Raw genomic sequence first — 16,475 nt, forward strand, 5'->3', positions numbered from 1 at the left:
CCTACTTTATATCTGTTCGATTAAACAAAATAATTCCTAATGTTGATGATAACAGGATTGTGATGATACTCACCAAAATCATATTAGGATAGGTAGCTAATCCATCAGGGCTAGCAAAATCGTAATAAAACAAGAATGTTTCTGTAAACCAGTTTGAAACGTGTTTAAAGTGTTCTGTCTGTTGGAAAATGTTAGGCAAGAATCCGGTAGCAATAGTATAAAGAAAACTCCATACTAGGGAAACACCACTATTTTTGGTTTGGAAGCTAATCATGACATAGATCGAAACATTAGCCAAAATTAATAAATATAAGGTACTAAACGTTTTAATTGCATATGGAACGTAATTGCTAATTTCCGCAACACCTCCAAAGCCAAATGCTATAGAAAAACTTATCATACCAATTGCAGTAAGTACAATCACTCCAAAAAGGGAAACAATCGCAGCTGTCGCAAATTTGGACAGATAGTAATGCATACGGCTGCGACCTAATGACAATGCATTTCGGATCGTACCATTTTGAAATTCTTCTCCAATAAAGAAACTTATAAATGCGCTTATTACTAGTAATATAGTGAGCCCATTTTTATCTATCATTAGAATACCTGTTGCGCCATTGATAACTGTATCAATGACCTGGACGAGTTCCTTCCCGTATGCAACATTTACTTTCGTATTTACTACTTGAATAATAGGGAGTAAGAGAAAAATACCAATAACAATCATTAATTTTTTACTTTGGGATAATTTAATTTTTTCAGCGGCTAATAGATTAAACATAACTGTTTCCTCCTGTTAATTGCAAGAAATAATCCTCTAATTTCTGCCTTGTTGTACCAATCCGTGAAACATCCAAGTTAGCTAAGACTAATGAACGGTTAATCGATGCTACATCATCTAAACGTTCATATATATGAATTTCCGTTTTACTTTTCACTTCATAATCGCTTATCCCTAATTTATCTAGTACGGTGACTGCCTTTTGTACTTCAGTTGTCTCTAATTCAACGTATTGACGAGTTTCAAGCGCTAGGTCTTCTTTGGAAATCTCCTTAATAATTTTCCCATTATGCAAAATACCGTAGTGAGTCGCAATCTGTGAAAGTTCATCAAGCAAGTGGCTAGAAAGTAAGACGGTGATACCGCGTTCGTTCACCAGTCGTTGAATAATTTCTCGCATTTCCACAATTCCAGAGGGGTCTAGACCATTGGTAGGTTCATCTAAAATTAAGAATTCTGGGTTAGTAATAAGAGTGGATGCAATCGCCAAACGTTGTCGCATTCCTAATGAAAAATTCTTCGCTTTTTTCTTCCTGGTATGCTCCAGTTTCATTAAGTGAAGTAAATCATCAATCTCGCGTTCACTAACACCACCATTTGCTGCTTGTGCTTGCAGATTCTCTCGGGCTGTTAATTCCGGATATAGTGCTGGTGTTTCAATGGATTGCCCCATTCTTCTTCGTGCATGTTGGAGTGCTTTCTTATCGGTTTCCCCAAACAACTCAATATTGCCTTCATCAATGGTGATCAACCCCATAATAATGCGCATAAAAGTCGATTTTCCTGCACCGTTCTTCCCGATTAACCCATAAATCATCCCACGTTTTATTTCTATTGAGACTTTATCAAGGGCTATGTGTTTACCATATATTTTGGAGATATTCACTGATTTAAGAATTGTTTCTGACATAACTTATCATCCTTTTATTGTTGTTAAATTTAGTATAGGTAACAAGTTTAAAGAATTAGACAAGTAAAGTATAAAGAAAGTATAAAGAAAGTGTAAAGAAATGATATAAATAGAACATGTATGGAAATATAGTGTCCTTTTAAATGAACTAATTATCACAGACCGTTACTTAGAAGGTGCATAAAAACCAGATGAAATTATATTTCAAACCATAAGAAACCTGAGTACCCTTTATTGGACTCAGGTTTCTCCTATTCTAATTTCTTTTGCTAATAGAATTTAGCCTTAATAGTAAGGGACCGTTCTTAAGCATTACTAATATAATGTCTTAAAAAACAATTGGGTTGATTGCACTGGGCAACTTTAAACCAGAAAAAATAAAAACTGAATATGTGGATGGTGTTTCTCCTATCGGACCTGTCATTCCACGCCGGTATACATTAACACATTCGGATCTTACTGGTGATTTATTTCTTACCATTGGAATGCAATTTGCCTGGGAGAAACTTAATCTGATGAGGGATGAAGTATTAGGGGAATGGTTAACAAATGGAGAATCCCTCATTTATTGCGTTTATCTACAGGTAGATAAAGCACCATTTAACCAAAGTGAGTCAGCAAAACGTAATGAAGTCTATAGACGTAAATTGCCACTTGCATTAGAAGCTATTCGATACGGTGATCGAAAATTATTTTCTATCTATCCAAATCTAGATTATGTACCAATCATAGTAAATTTTATATCTGTCTTTCCCCAGTTTGCTAAACAAGAAAACTGGGACGACTTCCAAAGATTTAGATCGTAAAGGGCTTTTCTTTTTGCTCCATTTATCGCCTATTAGTTAGCTTAGTTCTTAATTCAAACACATCCATTTTCACCAACTTCTTACTATCTTCCACCTTTTCTAATTGCATGTATTCCTCCGCACGGGCTAAGCTTTTCTCCAGTTGAGACATGGGGGGAAAGCCTCCAGGGGCGGCGTGGAGAATGCATGCAGTATAATCTAAAAAATGGAGTTTTTACTCCTCTATTTCCGCATGCCTTCATGTAGCCTTTTAATTCTCGAAACTCATTCCATCATCCGTTATTGTTCTGATAAGTGGTATGAAATCCTGCGAGTAATTAAGAGTAAATTGAAACTAACTGAGGGGTTTAAGTGTAACCCTTCACAATCAAAAATGCATTATGTGATTTTATTAGAGGATCTCTGTTCCGCAAATGGTGGCTCAATTCATCTGTAATATTCAAGCTGACCGATAAAAATGTAAAAAAGGATCGGTAAATTAATCTTACCAATCCTTTTTTATTGTTTGATTTTAGACTTAAAACATCAGTTATTAAATCCCCATCTTTTTATTAAGTGGTACTCCCAACATAATCCCTAAGAAAAGTTGGGGCAACTTCTTGATGCCAATTCCCTTTAACAGTTATTTGTAATTTATCGGTAACTTTGTCTTTCATAGTAACATCTGGGTTCAGCAATAACATTCCTGCCTGTACTTGTTTTTTTACTTGTGATCGTGATATCCCCACTATTTCTGCTAGTAGTTTATCTATTCGAAGACCAAAATCATATTTACAACAAATATTAATTGTCACTTCATTAGAAACTAAATCAAACTTATCCTTTTTTATCTCATAGTTTATCTCTTGATTCACAGCATCACATAGCTTTTGTAATTTACCCGATTGAAAGGCATGATACCAGATGGTTTCTTTATCATTATTCATATATTTTTGATGTAGAATTGGATCTAATCGGCTTACATGTACTCTAGAGTAAATAGGGTAATTCCATGTATTTTCACAATGTATACATTTATAAATAAGCCAAATATCTACCAATTTTCGATTAGCATTCACCCTGAATTTATCACTACAATAGTATTCCGTACTCCTTTTACAATTCCTACAATTCCGTATAACTTTAGGCGTTTCCTGTGCAATAATTTCATATGTTATGACATGATTTAAACTCATATCTAGTTCCTCCTATTTTTCCAGAGGAACGCCAATAATAGCTGATGGGAGAAATTTTTCCCATAAAAAAGCAGAACACCTTATAGGTATCCCGCTTGGAATGTACACAACAGATTATTCCGCGTTCCCTGTAATGGCTAAAAATAGGCACACTTCTCCCGTCGTTGAACCGTCCTGTTCAAAAAGAAATGTACTATTTAATTGCTTAACCATTACAAGTAATTTGGCAAATCCAATTCCACCTTCCATATATCTCCTATCTAAAATTATATAATAATTGTTTTTGTTGTCAATAACTACTCGTTAATTATTAAGACTATTTACAATATTGAAAGAATCGAATTGAAATCTTATAATAGAATTAGAAAAATTTTCTAGGGGGAAAACTGAGAATGTCTTATGTTGCACTACTTAGAGGGATCAACTTAGGTAAAAAGAATAAAGTTGATATGAAATCATTAAAGGCTCTCTTCCAAGAAATGGGCTTTCAAAACGTAAGGACATATATTCAAACGGGTAATGTATTATTCGAAGAACTCATTTGTGACGAACAGCAAATTGAATTACAACTAAAGGAGACATTTGGGTTTGATATTCCAGTCACAGTACGTCCTAAAGAAGTTCTAGAAAAAATTCAGCAACATCCCCTATTTACTAAAGACAATGTTTACATTCTATTTCTAAAAACTCCAATTTCAAACGAGCAACTTGAACTCATTAAAGAAGTTGTTGACGATGAATTTGAGGTGATAGATCAACAAAACATTATAATCCATCTTTCCAAAAATTTTCATCAAACCAAATATAACAATGCCTTTTTTGAAAGAAAGCTTCAAACACGCTCTACTATCCGTAATCGTAATACAGTAGATAAGATTATAAGGAACAAGTAAAAACTAGTTGGAATGTGGATACTTAAAGACGGTTTATTCTCTTTGTTTTGCAAAGTAGCATGAGAACCGTCTTTTTGTGGTTTTCAAGTATAGAGCTTCCCTTCTGTAGCTTCAAGGTCATTTCAAAATCTACCCTGTCATTATCTTACATTATTTTGGTATCTGGTAATCTTATGACGCTAGCTTCCATCTCCATACATTATTTCCTGATTTTCTTACCACAGTTTGATTTATGACCTAAGCTAAAGGAATTTTATCTTTATTTTGGAAGGACAGACACAAGACACGCTTTATCATCATAGGGTGTTTATATAGGCTATAGCCCAGCCTAGTCAGGAGGTGTATGTGTTTGTCCGGAATATTGAGTGTCCTTGCATTGCTAATAAAAGAAGCTCTATTCTTTGTTTCCTATGTGAAAAATCATGCGTTTCCACAACCCCTTTCTTCCAAAGACGAAGCTAAGTACATTGCGGAAATGCAAAATGGAAGTGAAGAAGCAAGAAATAAATTGATTGAACATAATTTACGTCTAGTTGCACACATCGTTAAAAAATTCGAAAATACCGGAGAAGATATGGAAGATTTAATATCTATAGGAACAATTGGGTTAATTAAGGGGATTGAGAGCTTCTCTGTGGGTAAAGGTACAAAGCTTGCAACCTATGCAGCAAGATGTATTGAAAACGAGATTTTGATGCATTTGCGGGCTTTAAAAAAGGTTAAAAAGGACGTTTCTTTACATGATCCGATTGGTCAGGACAAAGAGGGAAACGAGATTAGTCTTATTGATATTTTAGAAGCAGAAAATGAAAATGTGATTGAATACATCCAATTAAATATGGAAATTGAGAAAATGCAGGATTATTTTTCAATTCTAGATAAACGCGAAAGGGAAGTAATTATTTATCGCTATGGATTGAATAATAAAAAAGAAATGACTCAACGAGAGATTGCAAAAAAACTCAACATTTCTAGAAGTTATGTATCTCGTATAGAAAAAAGGGCATTAATGAAGGTTTTTCATGAGTATTATCGGAATGAACGTAAAGGATAAATGGGTATAGTATGAAGCATCATTAAGTAGGTTATTCTTCCCCCACTGAATTTGATTGTATGCGTCGGACTTTTATGGGATGTTGATACCCCGCTTATAATAATTCTGAATTAATCTGTAATCTCCGAAGTGGGGATCCTACAGCTATTTAATTAGTAATAATTAAAGGATGCCAATTCTGGGGATTAACTCCACCGGTGGCATCCATTTATTAATCTAATCGTCAAGCATATTAAAAATCATTTCTGAGGCGTTCATTGCAGCCTTCTCAAGGAAAGCATCAAACGAAACCGAAGATTCCTTACCGGCAATATCCGAAAGAGCTCGGATGACAACAAATGGGCAGTTATATTGATGACAAACCTGCGCAATCGCTGCTGCTTCCATTTCTGATGCAATCATATTAGGAAATTTTTCACGTACATCTTCTACTCGAATTGGGTCCTCCATAAATGAATCCCCTGTCGCAATTAAACCAATTTCACCATTAACATCTAGTAGTTCGATTGCGTTCATGGCTTCATCTATGAGTGTAGAATCAGCTTTGAATGTCGCAGGCATGCCCGGTACTTGTCCATATACATAATCAAACGCTGTTACATCTACGTCATGGTGAACAACTTCTGAAGATACGACAATATCTCCAACCTCAAGCTTTGAAGAAAATCCTCCGGCGGAACCCGTGTTAATAATGTACTCAGGTGAAAATCTTTCCATTAATATCGTTGTTGCCATAGCAGCATTTACTTTTCCAATCCCAGACTTTAATAGTACTACATCTTTCCCTTGTAATTTACCACTTATAAATAGACTATTGGCAATGATTGTTTCTTCTTTTTCTGCCAATTTCCCTTTTATTATTTCTATTTCTTCATCCATTGCACCAATAATACCTATTGCCATGATGTCATAAACCTCCTATTATCAAAACCCTATTCAAATCTCCATTTTTGATCGTTCTCACTTAATACCTCTACTAAAGTAGGTTGCCAACCTTGATTGTCCACCCAACTAATATACACTCGATAAGTTTGTGTTTCTGCTTTATCCGATACCGTACCGATAACATTTTGATCACCATTTCGTTGTAGCCACCAAGTAATTATATTATCTTCTGATAATCCAGTAGCATATTGAAGTGCTTTTTCCATTTCAATTCTGTCCTGAGAACCGTCTTCATATACCACTGAATGTGTTCCTTCTTGTTCTGTACCAATTGGTTGCCAATTTTTTGTGTATGCCTCTACTACTTTATCATCGTTTGCGGCAGGATCTACTTGTTCTTTCTCACCTGGATCTTGCAAGTTTTCATTTGATTCATCAGAACCAGATTCTGTTTCATTACTCTCATCTTCCTCAGTTTGAGTAGAACTTTCCTCGGATTCTGTAGAGTCTTGTCCAGTATCTGACCCGGTTTCATCTATATTTTCTTCTTCGTTTTGGTTTTCACTTTCTGTTGTATTATCATTAGAGCTTGCGATGTTATTCGGTTGCTCTGGTTCATCATCTGGTCCAAATATCCAAAGACCGATTAATAGAATAATAAGGAAGCTTCCAGCAATAGTTAATAAGGACATTAGCTTTGTATTTTTGCGTCTTTTTTCGAATTTGTTTACACGAGTATATCTATCAAAATCACTCATTCAATCTTCCCCTCCCTATGTATACGTTATTATATTACCATAATTTATATGCCAGGAATAATATCCTTATCTTTAATTTTATATTTCAGTTTGGTGATATTATTTATACATAACTATCAGCCTAATCCGTGGCCCGATTACACTACTACTGCCTCTTTTTCACATGCTTAAAATTAAAAAGCGGAGCATCTACTCCGCTTTTTTGATCACTATTCAACTTTAAGTATTTTTACTTGAATATCTCCGCCTGGTGTAGTTACGGCTACTTCTTCACCTATTTCATGGCCTAGAAGACTTTTTGCCATTGGTGAATCATTAGAGATCTTTCCTTCAAATGGATCAGCTTCAGCACTTCCGACAATTGTATATGTTTCTTCTTCACCGTCTGGCAATTCCATAAAAGTAACCGATTTCCCTAGAGATACCATATTAGGATTCTGGTTATCGTTTTCAATAATTACTGCATTACGAATCATCTTCTCAACTTGAGAAATGCGTGATTCTACAAATGCTTGCTCATCCTTTGCAGCATCGTACTCAGAATTCTCAGAAAGGTCACCAAAATCACGTGCAACCTTAATCCGCTCGACTACTTCTTGTCTTCTTTCCGTCTTCAAGTATAGAAGCTCTTTTTCTAATTTCTCTTTCCCCTCATGTGTCATATAATAACTTTTCTCTACAGCCATAAAAAAACACTCCTTTTATCTATCTACTGCTACCAACAATTATATTTTGGTTGTGTTGTATATAATGCAACTAGTAACTAAAAAGTATACTAACCATAACTATGGCAGATTTTATTTTAATTTTCAATACTTTTGTTCAAACTATTTTCATTATTTTTTGACAATATATGCTCGATTTTTGTCGCCATTATGTCAATAGCAACATGGTTTTCTCCACCTTCAGGGATGATGATATCAGCATATCTTTTTGTTGGTTCAACAAATTGCAAATGCATAGGACGAACAGAATTTAAGTACTGATCAATGACGGAATCTAACGTTCTACCACGGTCTTTTATATCTCGAAGTAATCTTCTGATAATACGTAAATCAGCATCTGTATCAACAAATACCTTGATATCCATTAAATCCACTAAACGAGGATCCTCTAATATTAAGATCCCCTCTAGGATGATAACATCCTTAGGTTCAACTTTAATAACATCTTTTGAACGTGTATGAATTTTATAATCATATATCGGCTTTTCAATTGGTTTATGATTTAATAATGAATGTACATGTTTAATTAATAAATCATTATCGAAAGCAAGTGGATGGTCATAATTTGTTTTTAAACGTTCTTCATACGGTAAATCACTTTGATCTTTATAATAATAATCTTGTTCAATTACAAGAATTGTTTTATCCGTAAATCGCTGGCAGATTGATTTTGTTACAGATGTTTTCCCACTACCACTACCACCTGCAACACCAATTACTACTGGTTTGTCTTGCATCTTGCTACCTCTTTTCATGATTTTTTAACACTAATAGCAACCCCATCACCAATAGGTAATATTGTTGTAATAAAACTAGGTTGGTTTACCAGCCATTCATTATATGCTCTTATTTTCTCAACCATTTTCTTGTATCTTGGATGTTCAAAATTGGGGTCATAAACATACCCTCTAAATAGAACATTATCGGAGACAATTACTCCATTTTCTTCTAGGAGTGGCTGTGACAATTCAAAGAATCGCATATATTGACCCTTAGCAGCATCAATAAATATGCAATCGTATTTTTCACCCTTATTAGCAAGCTTCATTAACTCATCTAGTGCGTCCCCATGAATGATCTCAATCACGTTATCTTTATGTTGTTTCTTTATATTTTCGACCGCTTGTTCATACCTACTATCATCACGCTCAATGGTAGTAATTTTTGAACTGGGGTTTGCTTCATTCATCCTTAAGGCTGAATAACCAATAGCAGTTCCAATTTCCAATATTTTAGTTGGTTTATTTAACCGAATTAATTGCATCAAAAAATTAATCCCGACTGGATCCATAATTGGGACATGGTCAATTTTTGCTTGATTTTCCAATTCCTTTACCCAGGCTTCCGTGTCGGGTAAATGCTTAACTAAATAATTATTTAACATTTCATCCATTTTTTACCCTCATTTTTATGCTTATCCTATTAGGATACCAAGATAATGCCGAAATATGTTTAGAAATCTACGAGGCTAGCCCATCAGAGGCTCTCTTTTGTACTTCTTGCTACTTTAGCAAGGTAGCTACTGCCTAGAATATCCTTATCATAAGAAGTGTAAAATTTTTTTGGGGAAAAGTTAGAGTTTATCTCTTCAATTCACCAAAAAAACGGGAAATGTGAAATAAATTCACACTTCCTCATTTTCACTGGATATGTTGATTTTTATTAACCAAATGTTCTTCAAACGTTTCAGCATAATGTATATTTCCTTGCCCATCATGAAGGAAGAAATAAAATTCTGTTTCTTCTGGGTTTATTCCCGCTTCAAATGCATTCTGTGAGAAATTCGAAATTGGTCCAATTGGTAACCCATCATTTCGATACGTGTTAAATGGTGATTCTATCTCTAAGTCCTTTAACAGTACCTTTTCAGTATGAATACCCTTTGCGTATTGAACTGTTGGGTCTGTTTCCAATCTCATACCTGCATCAAGTCGATTATAAAATATTCCAGCTATTTTTTTACGTTGATCTTCTGTTACTGCCTCTTTTTCCACTAATGAAGCCATGGTAACAGCTTCATGAATAGTAAGACCCTTTTCATTAATTGCATCCATATATTGCCCTAGAACAGATTGTGTTTTATCCAGCATGTTCTCTATAATTGTTGTTATTGGTGGACTTTCCTCGTAAAAGTCATACGTAGCAGCAAATAAATAACCTTCGAGTGAGTATCTTAGCTCAGGATTGAGTATATCTTCTGTTAAGAAAGGATATTTTTGCATTAGTTGATTGACATAATCAGGGTCGTTAACCTTCTCTAAAAACTCTTCTTCAGAAATCGGTAATTTATCGGCGTAGATTGCTGCAATTTCATCAATTGTTAAACCTTCTCGTATTGTTACCCGATGTACAGGTTCTTTGATAATACGACCACTTTTTAGCGATTCAATAATTTGATCCAAAGTCATTGCTTTTGTAAATGTATAGTTACCTGCCTGAAATCCGGATTCATTCTTGAACTTAATGTAGAACCGAAAAATCATGGAGTCTTTTATAATTCCGCTTTTTTCTAGTACTTCAGCAATACCTGATGTTGATGAACCTAAAGGGATTTCAACTTCTACACCTTGCTCATTTCCTGGGTCGACTGGTTCTAATGCTGATTTAACATATGTATAGCCAGATATTCCTCCAACAACAAGGACTATAAGAAGAGATAAGATAACGATAGCTACAATTTTTCGAACCGTTCTTGCGTCTTCTCCTCTAGCAACTAAATTATCTTTAAAATTACGTTTATTTTTATTTTTATCTTTACCCTCAGACATCCATTATCCCCCTCTCATCCGGTATATTATACTAAAAAAAGACAATATACGCTAGGATTTATTATATTCTTTTAATAAACATCCATACAAAAAAGTAGGTACCAAAACGTGGCACCTACTTTTAACATAGAATAGAATACAGAAACCTATTCTTTTAATTCTTCTTCTTCTGCTAGGGTATTTAGCATTTCTTCAACGATATCCCATTCATCGTCAGATTCGATAGCATATAGGGATAGGTCTTCATCTTCTTTTTCTTCATAACGGAAAGCATAGACTTCAACTTCCTCGTCGTCTTTTTGTTCTGCTGGCACTACTGCGATATAGGAATATCCAGTTTCATCTACATCAAATGTGAATAGTACCTCAAATAAATGTTCTTCACCATTTTCGTCAGGAATGATGATGCGTTCTTTTTCTTCAATTGCCATAAATGTAATCTCCTTTTCATTTTTGATCTAGATAGCCTTGTAAAATCATCATTGCGGCCATTTTATCGATTACCTTTTTCCGCTTTTTTCTACTTACATCGGCTTCGAGCAATACACGCTCTGCTGCCATAGTAGTAAGGCGCTCATCCCATAGAACAGTTGGTAAACCGTGTACCTTTTCTATATGTTCTGCGTAATTTATTGATGCCTCACCACGTTCACCAATTGTGCCATTCATATTTTTGGGTAGCCCGATAACTACTTTTTCTACATGATGTTCCTTAATAATCTCCTTTAACTGATTATCAGCAGACTCTATCTCCGATTCTTCCCATTTTATTGTAGTTAAACCTTGAGCTGTCCATCCCAATCCATCACTAACTGCAACGCCTATTGTTTTCGAACCAACATCCAAACCCATTATCTTCATTTATTTACCTTTATATTGCTGTTCTAGATAGTATTTAACAAGTTCTTCTATTACTTCATCACGTTCAATTCTACGGATTAAATTTCTAGCATCTTTGTATCTTGGAATATACGCAGGGTCACCAGATAATAGATAGCCAACAATTTGATTTATTGGATTATAGCCTTTCTCCTGAAGTGCCTCATGGACAGTCATTAGAATTTCTTTAATATCTCGATCAAATGGCTCTTCTGAAAAGTTGAATTTCATTGTTTTATCGATTGAACTCATCACGACACCTCATTCCACTTTTTGTTTCTATTTCCATTCTATCATGTTTAAAAGATTAAATATAATAATTTAATAAATAGAATGAAGGTTATATATTTATCCTTGTAAATTCAACTCTACATATTCTGTTACGTATTGTAACGCCTCGTCAATCTTATTTGGATCTTTACCACCAGCTTGTGCCATATCAGGACGTCCGCCGCCGCCGCCGCCGCAAATCTGTGCTGCTTGTTTAATTAGATTCCCTGCATGTAACCCTCTATCAATTAAATCTTTTGAAACACCTGAGGCTAATTGTACTTTATTATCATTTTCTGTTGCTAATAGCACAATTGCAGAACCCAGCTTTTGTTTTAATTCATCAAGCATCGTCCTTAATTGATTCATATCTTTAACATTAACCTTTTGTGCTAATACGTTTACTCCTTTTACATCTTTTACTTGATCCAATATGGAAGAAGCTTCTAAATTGGAAAGCTTAGCTCCTAGTGATTCATTTTCTTTCTGTAGTTCCTTCATTTCATGGAATAATGCATCCACACGTTCTGGTACCTTTTCTTCATTTGTTTTTAAAAGTTGTGCAGTGTCTTGTAATAAACTTAGCTTACCTGAAAGGAAGTCGTAAGCATATTTACTTGTTACTGCCTCAATACGTCGTGTGCCTGCACCAATTCCACCTTCTGAAACTATCTTAAACAGACCGATTTCTGAGGTATTACGAACATGACAGCCACCACATAATTCTAAACTATAGTCACCAATTCGAACAACACGGACAGTTTCACCGTATTTTTCACCGAATAAAGCCATTGCCCCCATTGCTTTAGCTTCTTCAAGATTCTTAAAGCTAATATCTAGGTGAATGGAATCCCATATTCTTTCGTTAACAATCTTTTCAATCTGTTCTAATTCCTCTTTTGAAACAGAACTAAAGTGTGAGAAGTCGAACCGTAACCGTTCAGGGGCTACTAATGATCCAGCTTGGTTTACATGTTTGCCTAATACATCTTTCAGTGCTTGATGAAGTAAATGGGTTGCAGTATGGTTCTTAATAATTAAATTACGAGAGTCCATATCAACTAAAGCCTTCACGCTTTCCCCTACATGCAATTCACCATCCTCAATCACAGCGTGATGAATGTTTTGCTTTTTAGGAGACTTTTGTACATTCTTCACAGTCGCTGATCCATTTTGGGAAGAGATAATTCCTTGGTCAGCAATTTGTCCACCGCTCTCGGCATAGAATGGTGTTTCTTGTAGAAAGAGTAACACTTCTTCACCTAGTTTTGCAACGTCTACTGATTCACCGTCTTTTATGATTGCGACCACTTTTGTTTGGTTCTCTAATGCTTCATAACCTACAAAATCACTTTGGACATCTAGTTTACTTAATACTTCATCTTGAACATGCATAGAATCTACTTTTTGGCGTGCATTTCTAGCACGTTCCCGTTGTTTTTCCATTTCCTTTTCATATCCAGCCTCATCCACTGTAAATCCAAGTTGCTCTACATACTCCTGGGTTAACTCTTTCGGAAAACCATACGTATCATATAAACGGAATACTTCATGACCTGGGATAACAGTAGAATGTTTTGCTTTTTCTTTTTTAATAAGGTCGGTTAACATTTCAAGTCCTTCATTTAAAGTCTCATGGAAACGATCTTCTTCAACCTTAATAATATTTTGTATAAAATCATGCTGGTTTATTACAGCAGGATAGAAATCCTTCATAATTTGTCCTACTGTGTCAACTAATTCATACATAAATGGTTTTTCAATTCCAATTTCTTTTGCAAAACGTACTGCTCTACGAATCAATCTTCTTAAAACATAGCCTCTTCCGTCATTTGATGGTAAAGCACCATCACTAATTGCAAAACTAACCGTTCTAATATGGTCCGCGACTACTTTATATGCAGTATCACTTGCCTTCTGCACACCATATTTAACATTTGCTAATTCTTCTGTCTTCTTAATGATCGGCATAAATAAATCAGTCTCAAAATTTGTAGGTGCATCTTGAATAACTGATACAACACGTTCTAGCCCCATACCAGTATCAATATTTTTCTTTGGTAATGGTGTGTAAGTATCATCTGGATTATGGTTAAATTGAGAAAATACAAGGTTCCAAATTTCTAGGTACCTGTCATTTTCCCCTCCTGGGTATAATTCCGGATCCTCTGGGTCATTTCCATAAGCTTCGCCACGATCATAAAATATTTCCGTATTCGGCCCACTAGGACCTTCCCCAATATCCCAGAAGTTTTCTTCAAGACGGATTATTCGTTCTTTTGGAAGTTTAATATCATTTAGCCACATATCAAATGCTTCATCATCTTCCGGGTGAACAGTAACAGATAACTTTTCTGGATCAAAGCCTAACCATTTTTCGCTTGTAAGAAACTCCCAAGCCCATTCGATAGCTTCCTTTTTAAAATAATCACCAATTGAAAAATTCCCCAACATTTCAAAGAATGTATGGTGTCTCGCGGTGTATCCAACATTCTCAATATCGTTAGTACGTATGGATTTTTGAGCATTTACAATACGTGGATTTTCTGGAATCACACTTCCATCGAAGTATTTTTTTAATGTTGCTACACCACTGTTGATCCATAGTAATGATGGATCATCTTGTGGAACTAGTGATGCACTTGGTTCAACTTTGTGACCTTTTTCTTTGAAGAAATCTAGGTACATTTTTCTAATTTGAGCTGATGTTAGTTTTTTCAACTTATATATCCTCCTTTAATATAACCTTTAGATGTTCTTACTTTATCCGCGACCGAATACACTAAGTTTTCACTTCTAGCACAGGAGTCTAGCCGCAGACTATCCTTCAACTGAAATCTACGTGTATTCAGGCCGTTCAGAGCATCAAATATTGGTACTACTTCTTTCAAAAAACAACAATTAAAATTCTAAACAAACAAAAAAATCCCCTCTCTGCTTAATAGCAGGGACGAGATTAAACGCGGTACCACCCTAATTATGAACAATGATTTGTTCATCACTTTTGGCATGTTAACGGTTGCGAACCGACGGGGATTAGCCGTACTCAGGTTTAGCTTTCCATGGTTCTAACATAGAATTTCTTTCAGCCTTAGGAAATCCCTCTCTACAAATCGAGTGCCATGTACTTATAACCTTCATCGTGATAATTAATATAACTAGCGATATTATAGTTAACTTTACTATAAAAGTCAATTATCTCTTATCATAATCCACATATGTTTTATTACCACTCTTAAAATAGTAAATGTTGGAACAGCAAGTACCATCCCTAAAACACCAAAAAGCTTTCCTCCAAGTAGTAGGACAAATATAATGGCAACTGGATGAATCTTGATACTTTTTCCTACAATATATGGGGATAATAGATTACTTTCGATAAGTTGAATAACAAACACCCCAATCAACACGAAGAGAACCATTTTCCCCGAAATAGTTAAGGCAATTAACACAGCAGGAATAGCTCCAATAATCGGACCAAAATAAGGTATAAAATTCATCAGTCCCATAAAAATAGCTAATAACAGAGCATATTTTAATCCCAAAAACTGATAGATCAGGTAACTTGTTATAGCTACGAAAAGGCAGACAAGTAATTGGCCTCTTATATATCCTCCAAGTCCCTCGTCTATCGCATGAACAAGATTGCTAACTGAATCTCTATATTTACGAGGTAACTTTCGTTTTATGTAGTAATTTATTTTCTTGTAATCCTTTAGAAAATAGAAAACTAACACAGGAATAACGGTTAGGATAACGATAAAATCAATAATCTTGGTTACTCCGCCAATTAACTTACTAATTAAAGTATCAATAGATTGCTCTATATAGCTAATCATCTGATCAATCTTATCGTGCACAGTTTCCGGTAAGAAAGAGGTTGATTCATATACTTGGTAAATGATATCTTGGTACATTGCTACTAATTGCGGTAAATATTCATCTAAATCTCTTAATTGGGTAACGATTGCCGGATAAACACGATAAATTAAGTATCCCGTAACACCGAAGAAGAGTAGGTATATCAATAGTATAGCTATACCTCTTGGAATATTATATTGATTTATTTTTTGTACAATTGGATAAAGTAAATAAGCAATTAGGCATGCAATTAAAAAAGGTGCAGCCAAATGCCATAAGAAAGAAAAAAAAGCTTTATAATATGGAAAAAGCTTTACTAGTAAAAAAATGAAAAGAAAAAGTAAAATTCCTGAGATAATCCAATAAAGAAAATTAACTGGTTTCTTAGAAGAAAACATTTGGCACACCCCTTAAGTACCTGTATTAACTGTTCGAACTAAAGGTTTACCATTCTAGTTTTCTCTCTTCTTCTGTAAACAAGTCATTAAGTGAACTTAAACTACCATCGGATTCTACCTGGTGTATCGTAAGTTCATTACCTGTTATAGACATCTCTACAAAGCAATTCCAACAATAGAATTGTTGTGAACCTATTTTACCAATATCTTTACTACTACAATTCGGGCATCGCATTAACATAAGTACTAATCTCTCCTGAAATTAAGTTATAAGTATTATGTTATGCTTGCCCGACTTTTCTATAAATATAC

20 protein-coding genes and 1 other annotated feature are annotated in these 16,475 nt (G+C 34.8%); of the genes, 3 read left to right on the top strand and 17 right to left on the bottom strand.

What is annotated here, in order from left to right:
- Position 1: 1 nt before the first annotated feature.
- Both TY11_RS10985 and TY11_RS10990 read right to left on the bottom strand, forming a co-directional pair.
- Entirely contained in the window at positions 2-781 is a 780-nt protein-coding gene (locus TY11_RS10985) for a DUF2705 family protein (RefSeq protein ID WP_042146070.1), read from the bottom strand.
- Positions 774-1,691 carry an ABC transporter ATP-binding protein gene (locus TY11_RS10990; protein WP_042146072.1) on the bottom strand — a complete coding sequence of 306 codons (918 nt, stop codon included), beginning with the start codon at positions 1,689-1,691 and terminating at the stop codon, positions 774-776. The genes TY11_RS10985 and TY11_RS10990 overlap by 8 nt, the downstream gene beginning before the upstream one ends.
- A gap of 344 nt (positions 1,692-2,035) precedes the next feature.
- Here TY11_RS10990 and TY11_RS10995 point away from each other — a divergent pair, with 344 nt between their 5' ends.
- A complete protein-coding gene (locus tag TY11_RS10995) occupies positions 2,036-2,497 on the top strand; it encodes a staygreen family protein (RefSeq protein ID WP_231495808.1) in 462 nt (153 codons plus the stop codon).
- A gap of 22 nt (positions 2,498-2,519) precedes the next feature.
- Here TY11_RS10995 and TY11_RS21000 read toward each other — a convergent pair whose 3' ends face one another.
- The 3 genes from TY11_RS21000 to TY11_RS21005 all read right to left on the bottom strand — a co-directional run bounded on the left by TY11_RS21000 (position 2,520) and on the right by TY11_RS21005 (position 3,921).
- Positions 2,520-2,648, bottom strand: a complete 129-nt coding sequence (locus TY11_RS21000; RefSeq protein WP_255342674.1) for a hypothetical protein — start codon at positions 2,646-2,648, stop codon at positions 2,520-2,522.
- 400 nt (positions 2,649-3,048) lie between these two features.
- A complete protein-coding gene (locus TY11_RS11000) occupies positions 3,049-3,672 on the bottom strand; it encodes a DUF1062 domain-containing protein (protein ID WP_042146073.1) in 624 nt (207 codons plus the stop codon).
- 114 nt (positions 3,673-3,786) lie between these two features.
- Complete coding sequence (locus tag TY11_RS21005) at positions 3,787-3,921, bottom strand: hypothetical protein (RefSeq protein WP_255342675.1); 135 nt, start codon at positions 3,919-3,921, stop codon at positions 3,787-3,789.
- 143 nt (positions 3,922-4,064) lie between these two features.
- Between TY11_RS21005 and TY11_RS11005 the strand changes: the two genes are divergently transcribed.
- A complete protein-coding gene (locus TY11_RS11005) occupies positions 4,065-4,565 on the top strand; it encodes a DUF1697 domain-containing protein (protein WP_042146074.1) in 501 nt (166 codons plus the stop codon).
- Positions 4,566-4,914: 349 nt separating this feature from the next.
- Positions 4,915-5,619 carry an RNA polymerase sporulation sigma factor SigK gene (sigK, locus tag TY11_RS11010; protein WP_042146077.1) on the top strand — a complete coding sequence of 235 codons (705 nt, stop codon included), beginning with the start codon at positions 4,915-4,917 and terminating at the stop codon, positions 5,617-5,619.
- 216 nt (positions 5,620-5,835) lie between these two features.
- Here the strand turns inward: sigK and mtnN are convergent, their stop codons facing one another.
- The 12 genes from mtnN to TY11_RS11070 form a co-directional block, all read right to left on the bottom strand.
- The gene (gene mtnN / locus TY11_RS11015; RefSeq protein ID WP_042146079.1) at positions 5,836-6,522 is read right to left on the bottom strand and encodes a 5'-methylthioadenosine/S-adenosylhomocysteine nucleosidase; all 687 of its coding nucleotides are present in this window, start codon (positions 6,520-6,522) and stop codon (positions 5,836-5,838) included.
- Between the two features lie 29 nt (positions 6,523-6,551).
- Positions 6,552-7,262: a YrrS family protein gene (locus tag TY11_RS11020; RefSeq protein WP_042146081.1), complete on the bottom strand. Its 711-nt coding sequence runs from the start codon at positions 7,260-7,262 to the stop codon at positions 6,552-6,554.
- Between the two features lie 209 nt (positions 7,263-7,471).
- Complete coding sequence (gene greA / locus TY11_RS11025) at positions 7,472-7,948, bottom strand: transcription elongation factor GreA (protein WP_042146083.1); 477 nt, start codon at positions 7,946-7,948, stop codon at positions 7,472-7,474.
- Positions 7,949-8,064: 116 nt separating this feature from the next.
- The gene (gene udk / locus TY11_RS11030; protein WP_042146085.1) at positions 8,065-8,724 is read right to left on the bottom strand and encodes a uridine kinase; all 660 of its coding nucleotides are present in this window, start codon (positions 8,722-8,724) and stop codon (positions 8,065-8,067) included.
- Between the two features lie 14 nt (positions 8,725-8,738).
- Entirely contained in the window at positions 8,739-9,380 is a 642-nt protein-coding gene (locus TY11_RS11035) for an O-methyltransferase (protein WP_042146086.1), read from the bottom strand.
- A gap of 247 nt (positions 9,381-9,627) precedes the next feature.
- The gene (gene mltG / locus TY11_RS11040; protein WP_042146088.1) at positions 9,628-10,755 is read right to left on the bottom strand and encodes an endolytic transglycosylase MltG; all 1,128 of its coding nucleotides are present in this window, start codon (positions 10,753-10,755) and stop codon (positions 9,628-9,630) included.
- Positions 10,756-10,901: 146 nt separating this feature from the next.
- Positions 10,902-11,186 carry a DUF1292 domain-containing protein gene (locus TY11_RS11045; protein WP_042146090.1) on the bottom strand — a complete coding sequence of 95 codons (285 nt, stop codon included), beginning with the start codon at positions 11,184-11,186 and terminating at the stop codon, positions 10,902-10,904.
- 16 nt (positions 11,187-11,202) lie between these two features.
- Positions 11,203-11,616 (bottom strand): Holliday junction resolvase RuvX, encoded by a 414-nt coding sequence (gene ruvX, locus TY11_RS11050; RefSeq protein ID WP_042146091.1) that lies wholly within the window; start codon positions 11,614-11,616, stop codon positions 11,203-11,205.
- On the bottom strand, positions 11,617-11,886 hold the full coding sequence (locus TY11_RS11055; RefSeq protein WP_042146092.1) for an IreB family regulatory phosphoprotein: 270 nt from the start codon (positions 11,884-11,886) through the stop codon (positions 11,617-11,619).
- A 96-nt stretch (positions 11,887-11,982) separates the two neighbouring features.
- Positions 11,983-14,625: an alanine--tRNA ligase gene (gene alaS / locus TY11_RS11060; protein WP_042146093.1), complete on the bottom strand. Its 2,643-nt coding sequence runs from the start codon at positions 14,623-14,625 to the stop codon at positions 11,983-11,985.
- A gap of 222 nt (positions 14,626-14,847) precedes the next feature.
- Positions 14,848-15,054: a binding site (T-box leader), on the bottom strand.
- A 41-nt stretch (positions 15,055-15,095) separates the two neighbouring features.
- A complete protein-coding gene (locus TY11_RS11065; protein ID WP_042146095.1) occupies positions 15,096-16,163 on the bottom strand; it encodes an AI-2E family transporter in 1,068 nt (355 codons plus the stop codon).
- Positions 16,164-16,209: 46 nt separating this feature from the next.
- Positions 16,210-16,404: a YrzR-like zinc ribbon domain gene (locus tag TY11_RS11070; protein ID WP_042146097.1), complete on the bottom strand. Its 195-nt coding sequence runs from the start codon at positions 16,402-16,404 to the stop codon at positions 16,210-16,212.
- Positions 16,405-16,475: the final 71 nt, after the last annotated feature.

The organism is Paucisalibacillus algeriensis (genome assembly GCF_000577245.1).
Lineage (GTDB): Bacteria > Bacillota > Bacilli > Bacillales > Amphibacillaceae > Ornithinibacillus.